Raw genomic sequence first — 14,661 nt, 5'->3', positions numbered from 1 at the left:
GTCGGTGCAGGGTCTTCACTCGGGGTCCTGGGGTGTGGGGCGGGCACTGTCGCCGGTGTCGCCGAGCCCTCCGGCGCTGCGGAGGACTTGGGCGTAGCGCTCGTATCTCTCGTACCGCTCGACACGGCGCCGCTTGGCGCGGCGGAACCGGCGGGCGACGAGCCGCGCGAGGTCGGCCGCGCCGACCATACCCGCCTCGGGGCCGAGTTGGGCCTTGGCGATACGGGCCTCGGGCCGGTAGCCGCGGCCGGTGAGATGGCGCCGGAAGGCGTCCCGGGCGGGCCCGATGAGCAGGTCGTCGGCGGCGCTGACGCCACCGCCGATGACGAAGCACGACGGGTCGAGGGCAGCGGCGAGATTGGCGATGCCGACGCCGAGCCACTGCCCGATGTCCTGGAGGAGCTCGACGCACATGGCGTCGCCTTCCCGGGCCAGCTCGGTGATCAGCGGGCCGGTGATGTCGGGGACGTTGCCCTTGACCCGCTCGATGATGTTGTACGCGACCGGCGAGTCCGCGGCTGCCAGCTCGCGCGCCTCGCGGACCAGGGCGTTGCCGGAGCTGTACTGCTCCCAGCAGCCGCGGTTGCCGCACGGGCAGCGGTGTCCGCCGGGCACGACCTGCATATGGCCGAACTCGCCGGCGACGCCGTACTTGCCGCGCTTGACCCGGCCGTCCTCCAGGATCGCACCACCGATGCCGGTGCCGAGCGTGATCATGACCAGATGATCCTCGCCGCGGCCCGCACCGAAGCGCCACTCGGCCCAGGCGGCGGTGTTGGCGTCGTTGTCGACCATGACCGGGACGGCGAGACGGTTCTGCAGCGAGTCCCGCAGAGGCTCGTTGCGCCAGGCCAGGTGCGGGGCGAACAGCACCTTGGAGCGGTCGGCGTCCACCCAGCCGGCCGCGCCGATGCCGACGGCGTGCACGTCGTGCCGGTCGGAGAGGTCGAGGACCAGCTCCACGATGGTGTCCTCGACGACCTTGGGGCTCTTGGACTTGTCCGGGGTCTCCGTGCGGAGCTTCTCCAGGATGACCCCGTCGGCGTCGACGACGCCGGCCATCACCTTCGTGCCGCCGATGTCGATGCCCACGGTGGGGACGCGGGGCGCGGTGAGGTGCGAGCGCCGCTCCCGGGTACCGACGGTCCGCAGGACGGTGGCGCGGGCGGAACCCCGGTGGGCGAAGTCGCGGTACGTGCTCAAGGCGTCCCTGCGGGTCGTGGGGGCGGGTCCGGGTCACCGGAGGCGGGCGGCGCCCGCCGTGCCCGATTGTGCCATCCGGGGGCCGCCCCGGCCCTGAGCACCCGCGGCGCGGACCGCCCGCCCCGCCGCCCGGTGCGGGGCTGCGGGCGTGTCGCCCGGGACGGGAGGCGTGCGTGCTGTCACCTCACGGGCACCGGACGTGACCGCCCGGGTGGGCCACCGCACGGCCCGCCTGAGCCCCTGGCCGTCTCCGTCGTCCCCCCTGGTCAGGCCCGCAGTCCGGCGCCTCCCCCGATGCCCTGGCGGTCGGGGGTCAGCGCGGTCGCCCGGCGGACCGGGTCGGGGTACCTGCGGTCGACCGCCTCGTCCAGGAGCCGCAGCTCGGTGCGTACCGCCGTCCGGTGCCGCTCGGACAGTCCGGCGTCCAGGAGTCCGTCGAACAACGCCCGCAGTCGCCGGCAGACCTGCAGGGAGCCGGCACCGTACTCACGGATCTCCGTGACCGCTAGCTGCAGGAAGTCGTCCCAGGAGCGGCCGGGGACCTCGAGCCGGGGCACGCCGTGGGCGTCGTGGAGGGTGTAGCGCCCACCGAGTTCCGCACGGCCGATGGTGTGCAGGAACGCCTCGATGTGGTTCAGGACCTGCACCGCCGTGGTGGGGTCGTTCACCGCCGGGGACAGCGCCCTGATGGCGATGTCCACCAGGATGCGCATCCCGAAGGCGGGATCCTGCTCGATGGTCCGTTCGACGCCGAGCGCGACCAGCCCGGTCAGCTCGGTGGGCGGGGGCGGCGCGGCGCCGTGCAGCTCGAAGAGCGTCGCGCCGGGCGGTACGAAGTCGCCCACCGGATGGGTGAGCACCACGAAGCAGTCGTACCGTTCGGCGAGGGCCACCAGCCGCTCCGGGTGGAGCCCCTGGAGCGCCCCGCCCGTCGCGCAGGGCACCGATGTCACCGGACCCGGGGGCGGTGCCCTCGTCGCGTCCGCCGCCCGCAGGGTGCCGCGCGCGGCGAGCAGCGTCCCCCGGTCGAACACCCGCCGCCCCGCCCGCGCGACCAGCGCCGCGATGGCGACGGGCCGCAGGTTGTGGATGAAACGGTTCAGGTACATCAGCAGTAGCACCAGGCTCACGGCCACCGCCGCCCCCGCGAGGGTGACACCGATGTCCGGCACGAAGTCCGTCTCGATCCTGCGCAGCAGCGAGAAGGAGAAGGCGAACGTCCCGGAGAAGGTCGCGAGCACGGCCTTCTGGAGCCGGTCCCGGTACCAGAGCCGCATGTAGCGCGGCGACAGGGTCCCGGTGGCCTGCTGGACCACGAGGATGCCGATGGTCACGACGAAGCCGAGCAGGGCGACCATCGCGCCGACGATGGAGCTGAGGACGCTGCTGGCGGTGGACGTGGAGTACCGCCACCCCTGCGGCACCCGGACGGCGCCGTCGAGCGCCACGGCGGCGTCCGCGAGCAGCGAGCCGAGGACGATCCCGATCAGCGGCGCGATCCAGAGGCTCGCCATGACGTACTGGCGCAGCGCGAAAGCCGTCGCCCAGGACAGGGGCGCACGGACCCGGCGGCTCGTCTCCCGGTGCGCGGTTGTCGCCTCCACGCTGGAGCCCTTCCCCCACAACCCGGCGACTCCTCCCGAAAAGCCCGAAATGCACCTATTACCTAAGCTGATGGGGGCGGCATCCGCTCGCGACCCAGGGCGAAAGGGGCTCGGGATGGGCGACTACCCCCTCATCGAGGACCACGGACTGATCGGTGACCTGCAGACCGCGGCACTGGTCAGCACGCAAGGGACGATCGACTGGTACTGCACCCCGCGGTTCGACTCGCCGAGCATCTTCGGCTCGCTTCTGGACAGCGAGAAGGGCGGGTACTTCAAGGTCGCTCCCGTGGACCGGACCTACACCACCAAACAGTTGTACCTTCCCGACACCGCGATCCTGGTCACCCGCTTCATGACCGAGGCGGGCGCGGGCGAGGTCGTCGACTTCATGCCGGTCACGGGCTCCACGGCCACCCAGCGGCACCGCCTGGTGCGGCTGCTGCGCTGCGTTCGCGGCAGCCTCACCTTCAAGGTCGACATCGTTCCGCGGTTCAACTACGGCCGGTCCCCGCACAAGCTGCACTACACCGAGCGCGGGGCGGTGTTCGTCGCCGACGGCCTGGAGCTGACGGTCCACGCGGTCCGCGAACCGGGGGACGTCCGGCTGGCCCCCCTCGACCTGGGCGACAGCGACATGCACTTCACCCTCACCCTGGACGCCGGCCAGGAGCGCGGGGTGGTGCTGGAGACCTTCGCCGACGGCCCGCCGCGGCACGTCCACCACGCCGAGTTCATGCAGCTCTTCGACGACACCGTGCGGTTCTGGCGCGACTGGCTCGGCCAGTCCCGCTACTCGGGCCGCTGGCGGGAGGCGGTCGAGCGGTCGGCGATCACGCTGAAACTGATGACGTACGCCCCGAGCGGGGCGATCGTGGCGGCGCCGACGGCCGGGCTCCCCGAACAGCTCGGCGGCGAGCGGAACTGGGACTACCGGTTCACCTGGATCCGCGACGCTTCGTTCTCCGTGTACGCCCTGCTGGGCCTCGGTTTCACCGACGAGGCCCAGGCCTTCATCGGCTGGCTGCGCGACCGCGTCCACGAGAGGGCGGGCTGCGACGGCGACTCGGGACCGCTGAACATCATGTACCGGGTCGACGGCTCCTCCGACCTGGAGGAGGAGGTCCTCGACGACTGGGAGGGCTACGGGGGCTCCAGCCCCGTCAGGATCGGGAACGGCGCCGCGTCCCAGCTCCAGCTCGACATCTACGGCGAGGCGCTGGACAGCATCTACTTCGCGCACGAGCGGGGCATCCAGCTCGACCACCGCGGCTGGACCTCGCTGCGCACGCTCCTCGACTGGCTCAGCGACCACTGGGACCAGCCCGACGAGGGGCTCTGGGAGACCCGGGGCGGGCGCAAGGACTTCACGTACGGACGTTTGATGTCGTGGGTCGCCTTCGACCGGGCGCTGCGGCTGGCGACGGCGAGCGGCCGGCCGGCCTCGCTCGCGCGCTGGGCCGGTGAGCGGGACAAGCTGTACGACCAGGTCCTCACCCGCGGCTGGAACCACCAGCGGCAGGCGTTCGTGCAGCACTACGACACCGACGTGCTGGACTCGTCGCTCGTACGGATGTCCACGGTGGGGTTCATCACCCCCGACGACCCGATGTGGACCGCCACGCTGGACGCCATGGACCGCGAACTGGTGAACGACAGCCTCGTCTACCGGTACAACCCCGAGGCCTCCCCCGACGGTCTGGCCGGCTCCGAGGGCACCTTCTCGCTGTGCACGTTCATGTACGTCGATGCGCTGGCGCGGGCGGGCAGGCTGAATCAGTCGAGACTCGTGCTGGAGAAGATGCTCACGTACGCCAACCACCTCGGCCTCTACTCCGAGGAGATCGCCCTGACCGGACGCCAGCTGGGCAACTTCCCACAGGCGTTCACCCATCTGGCGTTCATCGACACGGCGATCACGCTGGACCGGGAGCTCAACCGCGTACAAGGGGAGGCCCGCACGCGGACCGCCCCGGCGGAGTCCAACCTCTGAACGGCCCCGCCGCTCACCGGTCCCCGGCGGGCGAGCCCCCCACGGGCCGGCCGTCCGGGCCGGTGCCCAGCAGCACGACCCTGTCCCCCGGGCCCGGCCGCGCGGGCCGTTCCTCGGTGACCGGGTCCAGGCGGCCGTCGGCCCGCAGGACGAACAGCGCGTCGTGACCGGGCGGCGGGGGTTCGCCCGGCGCGCCCACCGTGAACAGGGCGCCCCGAGCATGGCGGGCCGCCAGCACGTCCCGTCCCAGGCCCGGGCCGAAGAGCACGTCCGGGCCGGTGCGGGTCGCGACCGCGCCCGTCCCGTCCGGCGGCGGTCCGACGCGGTGGACCGGTCCGTCGACGCTGTCCCGGGCGACGACGGAGACGAGCGCGTTGAAGTCGTCGTCTTCGGTGAGCAGGAGCACGGCGGTGACGCCCTCGAGGCGCCCGGCGGGGTCCGTGGCCGTGGCCAGCAGTTCGCCCGGGGCCTGTTCGATCCCGGCCCGCCGGACGCGCTCCCGCTGTTCCTCCGTCGCGGTCCACATCGCGACGTCCACCCCGGCGGACTTCAGGCACCTGGCCAGTTCGACCGACCACGGCCGCCCGCCCACGATCAGCGGCCGGGCGCGGACCGACCGGTTGATGCCCAGCGCGGCGGCGACCGGTGCCGCGGTCAGCCCGTAGACCAGGACGGTCCCCACGATCACCAGGAACGTGACCGGAAGGATCTTGTCCGCGCCGGACAGCCCCGCGCCGGACAGGGTGGCGGCGAAGGCGGACGCCGTGGACGCGGCGACGATGCCGCGCGGCGCCATCCAGGCGATGAACGCACGCTCTCCGTACGGCAGTCCGAGCCCATGGGTGGAGAGCCAGGCGACCAGCGGCCGGACCACCAGGACGAGCGCGCCGATCAGGCCGAGCGTGGGCAGCAGGACGGGACGGACGGACGACGGGGTCACCCCGGCCGAGATGGTCACGAACAGCAGCCCGATGATGAGCTGCACCAGTGTCTCGAAGAAGGGGCGCCGGACCGGCATGCCCAGCCCGGGGAGGTTGGCGACGGCGAGCCCGGCGACGACCGCGGCGATCAGCCCCGTGTCGTCGCGCACGACGTCGCAGCCCGCCGACACCGCGACCACCGTGGCGAGCTGGGCCAGCGTGCCCAGCGTCTCGCCGAGCCGGAGCCGGTGGAGGAGGAACCACAGTGCCGCGGCACCCACCACGCCGCCCGCCAGCCCGACCAGCCAGCTGAGCAGGAACTCGCCCGGGTGGAAGCCCCGGCCGAACCGGAAGTCGCCCGCGAGCAGCGAGTGCAGCACGAGCGCGCCGAGGATGGCCCCGACGGGGTCGACGAGCGTCCCCTCCCAGACCAGGATGCGCCGCACCCCGTCCGGAGGCCGCACGTGGTCGAGCAGCGGTCCCACCACCGTCGGTCCGGAGACGACGAGGATGGCGCCCAGCAGTACGGCCACGGGGAGGGGGACGCCGAACAGCGCGGGGGCGAGCGCCATGACGGACGCCCAGGTGGCCAGGACGCCGAGGGCCAGGAGCCGGCGCACCACCGAGCGGGTGGCGCCTCGCAACTGGCGCAGCCGCAGGCCCAGCCCGGCGTCGTAGAGGATCACCGCGACGGACAGCGAGACGATGGACGAGAAGTTGCCCGGCGCCAGCTTCTCCGGTTGGACGACGTCGGTGAGGGCGCCGGCCGTGAATCCGGCGGGCAGCAGCAGGATCAGCGCCGGGATGCGCAGCCTGCTCGCGACGATCTGGGAGCCCACCGCGAGCACCACGGTCAGGGCGACGCCGAGGAGGAACTGGTCGGGGGGGAGCACGAGCGGCCGTCACTCGCTCCCGGCGGGGCTGCCGCCCCCGCCCTGGCGGAGGTCGGACTCGGAGAGGGACTCCAGCTCCGCGTGCGTGTCGAGCCAGTAGAGCAGGACGAGCGCCGGCCCGACGAGGAGCACCGCGACGAGGGTGACGAACAGCAGCCACACCAGCGTCGAGGGGGCGCCCGCCGCGTCCTGGACGGTCAGGGAGGTCGGGATGAGGTAGGGACGCTGGGCGACGCCCCAGGCGATGACGGAGGCGGCGACCACGCCCACGGCGGTGAACCGGGACCAGCGGGCGTGTCCTCGCAGGAGCATCAGCGCCGTCGCCACCGTGCAGACAACGGCCACGAGGGCGAGGACGAGCCCGGCTCCCCGGGTGAGCCCGCTCCACAGGTGGGGGGCGTCGCTCGGGACGACGAAGAGCGCGGCCACGCCGAGCACTGCGGCGACGGCCAGGGAGGCCAGCGCCCGGCGCCGGAAGTAGCCGACGAGGTCGGGGGCGTCCCAGCGTTCGGCGTCGCAGGAGAGGAACACCGCACCGAGGAAGGCTGTGGCCGTCACCGTGAGCAGCCCGAAGAAGAAGGACGTGGGATTGGCCCAGGCGTGCGCGGAGGCGACGGTGCCGGGCGCGACCCGGCCCGAGGCGATGCCGCCGACGGCGGCGCCGAGGAAGTACGGGGTGAGCAGCGAGGAGACGGCGAACATCGCGCCGTACAGCCGCCGCCCGGCCACCTGCTTGATCGGCTTGCGCAGCGCGAAGCCGGCGCCCCGCAGGACCAGGCCGACCGCGGCGAGGGCCAGCGGCAGCCACATCGACGAGAACACCGTCTGGAACAGCACCGGGAATCCGGTCCACATGATGACGAGGACGAAGATCAGCCAGACGTTGTTGACCTCCCACACGGGTGCCATGGCGTGGTCGATCAGCCACCGCGGCCGCTTGCCCCGCTCGGCATCGCCCGCGGTGAGGTCCCAGAATCCGGCGCCGTAGTCGGTGCCGCCGGCGCAGGCGTAGGCGGCGACGGCGAGCAGCAGCACCAGGGCGACGATGCTTGCGGTCGTCATGGCGTACCGCCCTCCCCCGCCCGGGCCCCGGTGCCGGCGGCCGCGCCCGGCACGTCGTCGCGCGGGCCGTAGGGCGTCCCGGTCTCCGGGCCCTCGGCCGGGGGGGACGTCCCCGCCGCCGCGTCGGCGAGCCGCCAGCGGGTGCGCATCTTGAGCAGCACCGCGAGGAAGGAGCCGAAGATGAAGACGTACACGACGATCACGACGCCGAACATGATCCAGATGGTGGAGGACCGGGTCGCCGTGACCGCCTCGGCGACCCGCATGTTCTGGTACACGATCCAGGGCTGCCGCCCCACCTCGGTGGTGATCCAGCCGCACTCGACGGCGATGACGGAGGCGACCCCGGCGCAGGCCGCGCTGCGGTAGAACCACCGGGACTCCGGGAGGCGTTCGGCCGCGGCCCGCTTCCGTCTGCGCCACACCGCCCACGCGTACCAGAGCACGAGGAGCATCATCAGCGAGCCGATGACGACCATGATGTCGAAGGCCCAGTGGGCGATCGTGGCCTGGGTGGGGTTGGGCCGGTCGGAGGCGGGGACGGAGGTGAGGCCGGTGACCTCGGTGTCGGGCCGGAATCCGGCCAGGACGGAGTCGAGTTGGGGGATCTTGATGCCGCCGGAGACGGTGCCGTCCGGGTGCAGGCGGCCGAAGATATACTCGGGCACATGGGTGTCGGTCTCCCACACCAGTTCCATCGCGGCGAACTTCACCGGCTGCTTGTGGAACACGGAGCGCGCGATGGAGTCGCCGAGCACGAACTGGATCGGTGTGAAGACCGCCGCGACGGTGAACGGGACCGCGAACCCGAGCCGGTGGTAGCGGTCCCTGCGGCCCCTCAGGATCCCGACGGCGTAGACGCCGGCGACGACGTACCCGGCCGTCAGGAACATCGCCACGACGAAGTGCCAGTACTGGGGCCCGAACATCGGCGTGAAGATCGCCTTCCAGACGTCGACGTCCACGGGGTTGCCCACGGAGTCGAGACGGAAGCCTCGGGGCGTGTTCATCCAGGAGTTGGCCGCCAGGATGCCGAAGGCCCCCAGAAGGGCGGCGGCCGGCAGCGGCACCCCGAGGAGGAAGTGAGTCCGCGCCGGCAACCGCCGCCAGCCGTAGAGGTAGACGGCGATGAGGACGGCCTCCAGGAAGAACGCCCATGCCTCCACGCCGAACCCGATGCCGAAGACGTCCCCCCAGCGGCCCATGAGCCCCGGCCAGAGCAGCCCGAACTCGAAGGAGAGCACGGTGCCGGTGACGACGCCGACGGCGAACTGGACGGCCATGACGGCCGACCACCGCCGGGCGAGCAGCAGCGCGGTGGGGTCGTTCCGGCGCAGCCCGCGGTAGTGCATGATCAGCGTGATCAGGGGCAGCGCCACTCCCATGGGCACCAGGATGATGTGGGAGGCGAGCGTGAACGCCATCAGCTCCCGGGCCGGGAGCAGTTGGGCGGGTGCGTCCGCGAGCAGCAGGTGCGCTCCGGCCGGCAGGGGTACCGGATTGTGCATGTGTGCCTTCGGTCGTCGGAGCCCTTCGGGTCGGTCGCGGCGTCAGCCGCCGGTGGCGAACCCGGGGAAGAGGGTCATGCCTCCGTCGACGTACAACGTGGTGCCCACCACGTAGTCCATGAGGTCGGAGGCGAGGACGGTGACGGCGTGGGCGATGTCGTCGGGCTCCCCGACCCGGGCGTACGGGATGAGGGTGAGCAGGTCCCGTTCGGCGTCGGGGGTGTCCCAGGCGTCGGTGTTGATGGGGGTCTTGATGGCGCCCGGCGCGACCGCGTTGACCCGGATCTTCTTCGACGCGAGCTCCTGGGCGAGGGTCTCCATCATCATCTGCACGCCGCCCTTGGAGGAGGCGTAGTTGACGTGGCCGGCCCAGGGGATGACCTGGTGGACCGAGCTCATGCAGACGATCTTCCCGGCGGCGCGCGAGACCTCGGGGACGACGCCGCGCCGCAGGAACTCCTTGACCGCCTCTCGGGCGCACAGGAACTGGCCGGTGAGGTTGACGTCGATGACCTTCTGCCACTGGGCGAGCGTCATGTCGGTGACCGCGGCGTCCCGCTGGAGGCCGGCGTTGGCGACGAGGATGTCGATGGTTCCGAACTCCTCGACCATCCGCCGCGTCATCGCGACGACCTGCTCCTCGTCGGAGACATCGGCCTCGTGGGCGTAGGCGCGCACTCCGGCGGCGGTGATCTCCTTGACGACCGCGTCGGCGGCCTCCTGGCCGGCCACGAAGTTGACGACCACGTCCGCGCCGGCCCGGCCGAGAGCGATCGCCGTCGCCTTCCCGATGCCCGAGTTGGCTCCGGTGACCAGTGCCTTCTGGCCCTTCAGCAGCTGCGGAACCGGGTACGGTGCCGCTCCGGCCTGGGAATTCACGATGCCTCCTGGGAACGTGCCTGCCTGCGGCCCGGGGCCGAGGTGGCGCCGGACGGAACCCGCGCGCAACGCAACCACCGGCGCGGGCCGTCGGGCGGACAGCGCACGGCCGTGTGGGCCGTTGGGTGGCCGATGTTCGCCCGGTCGGCTCAGCCGCGGAGCCGCTCGGCCAGGTGGTCCCCGACGCGCAGGGCGTTGGCCATGACGGTGAGGGACGGGTTCACCGCGCCGATGCTCGGGAAGAAGCTCGTGTCGACGACGTAGAGGTTGTCGAGGCCGTGGGCCTTGCAGTTGACGTCCAGGGCGGAGCTCGTCGGGTCGTTGCCGAAGCGGACGGTGCCGGCCTGGTGGGCGGTCGCCCCGATGGGCATCCCCTTGTGCAGGTAGATGCTGTGGGGCAGCAGATGGTGCTCGTGCATCCCGAGCCGGCCGAGCATCCCCTGCAGTTTGTGGCGGAGCCGGTTGAGCGCGGTGATGTTGTTCTTCTCGTCGAGCGCGAGGTGGATGCCGCCGTCCCGGTCCAGGGTGACGCGGTTGCCGGGATCGGGCAGGTCCTCGCCACACAGCCAGAAGTCGACGGCGTGGTGGGCCAGCACCTCGAAGGGCATCCCGGGCGTCACGGCGCCTGCCCAGCGCGGTGCCTCGCCGTGGATCTGCTCGGCGTCGGACTTGCCGAGCATCTGGATGCCGCCGAGGGGGTACTCCCAGTCGTCCGCGCCCAGGTACCAGTCGTGCAGGGCGAGGGTCTTCTGGAAGCGGGTGTCGTTGGGTTCCTTCGACACCGCCATCAGCGCCATGTTGTTGTGCCGCATGTAGTGACGGCCCACCACGCCCGAGCTGTTGGCGAGCCCGTCCGGGTGCCGGTCGCCGGCCGAGGCCAGCAGCAGCGCCGCGGTGTTGACGGCTCCGCAGGCGACGGCGACGAGGTGGGAGGAGAACCGGGCCTCGGTTCCGTCGGAGAGTTCCGCGACGACCGTGGTGACGCTGCGGCCCGTGGCGTCGGTCTCCAGCCTGGTCACGCGGGCGTCGGTGATCAGGTCCACGTTGGGGTGCTCCAGGGCGGGCTCCACACAGATGACCTGGGCGTCGGACTTGCCGCGCACCAGGCAGGGGAAGCCGTCGACCCGGTCGCAGCGGATGCAGACGCTGGAGTGGGTTGCCCGGCCGTCGCGGTCCTGGACGAGGTTGACCCCGATGGGCAGGTGGAAGGGGTGCAGTCCCAACTTCTCCAGGTCGTCGCTCAACCGCTGGATGCGCGGCTCGTGTGCGACGGGCGGGTGGAGGTACTGGCCGCTCACCACACCCTCGGTGGGGTCCTCGCCGTGGTTGCCGTGCACGAGGTACAGGTGCTCGGCCTGGGTGTAGTAGGGCTCCAGGTCGTCGTAGCTCAGCGGCCACGCCGGGGACACGCCGCCGTGGTGGCGCAGTGCGCCGAAGTCCTCCGGACGCAGCCGGAAGAGGGCCGCCCCGTAGAACTTGGTGTTGCCGCCGACGTAGTAGTTGACCTCCGGCGGGAAGGTGTTGCCGTACTTGTCGTACCAGAACTCGGGCGCGCGGTACTTGCCCTTGACGAAGACGGCCGTGGAGTCCCAGTTGTCGCGTTCCCGGGGGAGGTAGCCCCCGCGTTCCAGCAGGAGGACGCGGTGCCCGGTGGGGGCGAGGCGATGAGCGAGCGTGCCGCCGCCGGCTCCGGTGCCGATGACGATGACGTCGTAGTGCGGGGATTCGGTCATGGCAGCCACCGTTCTCGCGGTTCCGGGCCTGGGACCGGGGGTCCGGCCCGGGTGCGGGGGTTTCGGGATCGGCGTCGGGAGTCGGGGCCGGGGGCGGCGTCGGGGGTCGGCTGTACGGGCTCCGGGCCGGGGACCGGGTTCGGTGCCGCTGCGGCACGGGACGGGGACTCACAGGACGGCGACCGGGTTGACGGGCGAGCCGGTTGCTCCCGGCAGCCGCAACGGCGCGACCGCGCAGAGGAAGCTCCAGCGGCCCTCCTGCTCGCAGACCGGAGCCAGTTCCTCGAACTGCAGATAGTCCATGAGGTGCATTCCCATGGCGTGGACGGTCAGGACGTGGACGGGGAAACCGACTCCCTCCACGGCACTCGGTGCGGCGTCGTTGTTTCCGTCGCCGCCGAGCATCGCGACGCGCCGGTCGACGAGGAACTCGACGGCGTCCGGGTGGAGTCCGGCGCGTGCCTCCGCGGTGTTCCAGGGGCCGAGCTCCCGGCGTCTGAGCCGGTGGCCCACGCGGACGAGCAGCACGTCCCCGGGTCCGGCGCGCACCCCCTGGGCGGCCTCGGCGGCTGCCAGGTCGGCGGCGGTGACCTGGTCCCCCGGCTCCAGCCAGGGCACTCCCCTGAGCCGGGGGATGTCCAGGAGCACTCCTCGGCCGACGACGCCGTCGCGCACGACGTCGACGGTGAGTTCGGTGGCGCCTTCCGGGGTCACGCTGCCGGCCGGCACGCCGTTGTACAGGGTCCCGTCGAACAGCACGTGGCACAGCGCGTCGAGATGGCTGTCGACGTCGCCGTGCACGTTCATCTCGAAGCGGTCGCGGGCGAAGTCCAGCCCGGCGGAGTGCCGTCGGCCGGGTTCGGGTGCCGTCATCACGTGGCGGGCGGGCTCCGGGTTGTCAGGACCGGGCCGGGTGTCCACGGGCGCGCCGAGCGAGACCGTCCGCCCGGTCATGACCTCGCGGGTAGCCGCCACCACCCGGGCCGGGGTGAGGTGGCCCAGCGTGCCACGCCGGTCCTCCGGGCCCTGCCGCGTCCGCTCTCGGACCCGCTCGCAGAGGGCCCGGAACGCCTCGGCGCCCATGCTCCCGCTCACGGCGCTCCCCGGGCCGCGCCGGCCGTGGGCGCCGGAGCCGACTCCGGGGGCGGCGCCCCCTGGGCCCCCGGCAGCAGTTCGGTGGTGACGATCGCGACCACCGCCGCCAGGATCACCACGGGCGTCATGGAGATGCTGCCGAGCAGCAGGGCCACGAGCACCACGCTGCTGACGGGCAGCCGCAGGGCGGCGCCGGCCGAGGCGGCCATGCCGGCCGCCATGCCCGGGATCAGGCCGAGACCGGGCAGCGGCGCCAGCAGGACGCCTGTCGCGGCGCCCAGGAACAGCGCCGGGAAGATGGGGCCGCCGCGGAGGCTGCCCAGGCACAGCGCGTAGGCGAGGCCCTTGAAGGCGAGGACGGCGACAAGTGCCCCGATCCCCCAGGAGGCCGGTGCGGACGCCAGTTGCACCATCGTGCTCTGGCCGGACGAGGCGACGTCGGCCGGCGTCCGGCCGGTGATCCCGGTGTAGAGGGCCGCGCAGACGCCCGCGCCCAGGGCGAACAGGACGGTGAACGGGACGGGCCGGGTCCGGACGAGGCCGGCCGCGAACCGGCCGCCGACCTGGATCATGTGGACCAGCACTCCGACGACCACGCCGATGAGCAGGGTCCAGCAAACGTCCCCGGCGTCGAGATGCGGGAAGCGGCCGGGCAGCGGCAGCCGGAGGCTGCCCGTCTGCAGCCCGGTCCAGCGGCCGAAGCCGGTGAACACCAGTGAGCCGACGCCGCTCGACAGCAGCGCCGGGAGCATGACCGCGACCCGCCGGGGACCGCCCACGCCGATGATCTCCATCAGCAGTACGGCGGCGATCACCGGGTTGCCGAGCACCACGGCGATGGCCGCCCCGGCACCGGCGGCGCCCAGCAGTGCGGTGTTCTGGGACGTCGCATTGCCGCGGGCGAGGTTGCGGAACAGCAGTGCGAGACCGCCGCCAAGGGCGATGAGCGGTGCCTCGGGGCCGAGGGTGGCGCCGAGCGGCAGACTCGCGGCGGCGGCGATGACCACGCCGGGCAGGGCCTTGGCCGAGGCACCGCCGGGCTGGAGCCCGTAGGCGGGGACATGGCCGCCCGCGCCGGGCAGCCGGGTCACGACCAGGCCGACGATCAGACCCGCGACCGGCAGCAGCACCAGCGGCCACCACCACGGCGGGACCGGGCTGCCGAAGAGCGTCTTCGGCACGTGGTCCCACATCAGGCGCTCGAGCTGGTGCAGCGCGACGAGGAACCAGAACGCGATCAGCGAGATCGGGATCCCGATGAGCGCGGAGAACAGCAGAACCCGGCGGTAGGAGGCGCTGAGCAGAAGACCGCGCAGCACGTCGGGCTCCGGCCGGGGGCTCCCGGGCGCGGCGTTCTCCCGCTCCGGCCCGGCCTGCGGCTGCGTCATCGGCGGCGGCCCTCAGCCGAGGACCTTCTGCTTCTCGGCCGCGAACTCCTGCTCGGTGAGCAGGCCCTGGGCCTTGAGTTCGCCGAGTTCCTTGAGCCTGTCGATCTTCCGGCCCATGTCGTCGTCGGGCGGCATCGGCGGGGGCACGGCCGCCTGGGGCGTGCCCGGGGCCGCCCCGGCCGGGGCCTGGGCCTGGGGCTGGGGCTGTTGCTGTTCCTGCTGTTGCTGGTCCTGCTGTGCCCAGCGGCCCGACTGCCGGCGCGACACGCGGTTGGACACCGCCGTGGCGGTGCCGGCGACGGCGGCGGTGCGGACCACGCTGCGGATGAGGCGGGGCATGTCGTCCTCCCGTTCGGGTGAGGCGAAGTCTCCGGTGTGTGACG

The 14,661-nt window shown here is 72.5% G+C and carries 11 protein-coding genes; 1 reads left to right on the top strand and 10 read right to left on the bottom strand.

Annotation, left to right across the window (positions count from 1 at the left end):
- Positions 1-15: 15 nt before the first annotated feature.
- Both QMZ92_RS00395 and QMZ92_RS00390 read right to left on the bottom strand, forming a co-directional pair.
- Positions 16-1,203 (bottom strand): ROK family glucokinase, encoded by a 1,188-nt coding sequence (locus QMZ92_RS00395; RefSeq protein ID WP_283295178.1) that lies wholly within the window; start codon positions 1,201-1,203, stop codon positions 16-18.
- A gap of 266 nt (positions 1,204-1,469) precedes the next feature.
- Positions 1,470-2,807: a DUF2254 domain-containing protein gene (locus tag QMZ92_RS00390; RefSeq protein ID WP_283295177.1), complete on the bottom strand. Its 1,338-nt coding sequence runs from the start codon at positions 2,805-2,807 to the stop codon at positions 1,470-1,472.
- 115 nt (positions 2,808-2,922) lie between these two features.
- Here QMZ92_RS00390 and QMZ92_RS00385 point away from each other — a divergent pair, with 115 nt between their 5' ends.
- Positions 2,923-4,800, top strand: coding sequence for a glycoside hydrolase family 15 protein (locus tag QMZ92_RS00385; RefSeq protein WP_283295176.1), 1,878 nt, complete (start codon positions 2,923-2,925; stop codon positions 4,798-4,800).
- 13 nt (positions 4,801-4,813) lie between these two features.
- Here QMZ92_RS00385 and QMZ92_RS00380 read toward each other — a convergent pair whose 3' ends face one another.
- The 8 genes from QMZ92_RS00380 to QMZ92_RS00345 form a co-directional block, all read right to left on the bottom strand.
- Entirely contained in the window at positions 4,814-6,613 is a 1,800-nt protein-coding gene (locus QMZ92_RS00380) for a cation:proton antiporter (RefSeq protein ID WP_283295175.1), read from the bottom strand.
- Between the two features lie 9 nt (positions 6,614-6,622).
- Complete coding sequence (locus QMZ92_RS00375) at positions 6,623-7,675, bottom strand: cytochrome d ubiquinol oxidase subunit II (protein ID WP_283295174.1); 1,053 nt, start codon at positions 7,673-7,675, stop codon at positions 6,623-6,625.
- On the bottom strand, positions 7,672-9,183 hold the full coding sequence (locus tag QMZ92_RS00370) for a cytochrome ubiquinol oxidase subunit I (protein WP_283295173.1): 1,512 nt from the start codon (positions 9,181-9,183) through the stop codon (positions 7,672-7,674). The genes QMZ92_RS00375 and QMZ92_RS00370 overlap by 4 nt, the downstream gene beginning before the upstream one ends.
- A 42-nt stretch (positions 9,184-9,225) precedes the next feature.
- A complete protein-coding gene (locus QMZ92_RS00365; protein ID WP_283295312.1) occupies positions 9,226-10,020 on the bottom strand; it encodes an SDR family oxidoreductase in 795 nt (264 codons plus the stop codon).
- A 191-nt stretch (positions 10,021-10,211) separates the two neighbouring features.
- Positions 10,212-11,795, bottom strand: coding sequence for a GMC oxidoreductase (locus tag QMZ92_RS00360; protein ID WP_283295172.1), 1,584 nt, complete (start codon positions 11,793-11,795; stop codon positions 10,212-10,214).
- A 168-nt stretch (positions 11,796-11,963) separates the two neighbouring features.
- The gene (locus QMZ92_RS00355; protein WP_283295311.1) at positions 11,964-12,878 is read right to left on the bottom strand and encodes a cyclase family protein; all 915 of its coding nucleotides are present in this window, start codon (positions 12,876-12,878) and stop codon (positions 11,964-11,966) included.
- An 8-nt stretch (positions 12,879-12,886) separates the two neighbouring features.
- Positions 12,887-14,278, bottom strand: coding sequence for a chloride channel protein (locus tag QMZ92_RS00350; RefSeq protein ID WP_283295171.1), 1,392 nt, complete (start codon positions 14,276-14,278; stop codon positions 12,887-12,889).
- A 12-nt stretch (positions 14,279-14,290) separates the two neighbouring features.
- Complete coding sequence (locus QMZ92_RS00345) at positions 14,291-14,617, bottom strand: SHOCT domain-containing protein (protein ID WP_283295170.1); 327 nt, start codon at positions 14,615-14,617, stop codon at positions 14,291-14,293.
- Between the last annotated feature and the right edge of the window lie 44 nt (positions 14,618-14,661).

The sequence above is a fragment of the Streptomyces sp. HNM0645 genome (assembly GCF_030056615.1).
GTDB classification, from domain to species: Bacteria; Actinomycetota; Actinomycetes; order Streptomycetales; family Streptomycetaceae; genus Streptomyces; species Streptomyces marianii.
Note: the sequence above shows the minus strand (reverse complement) of the source record. Positions and strands in the feature narration are given on the sequence as shown.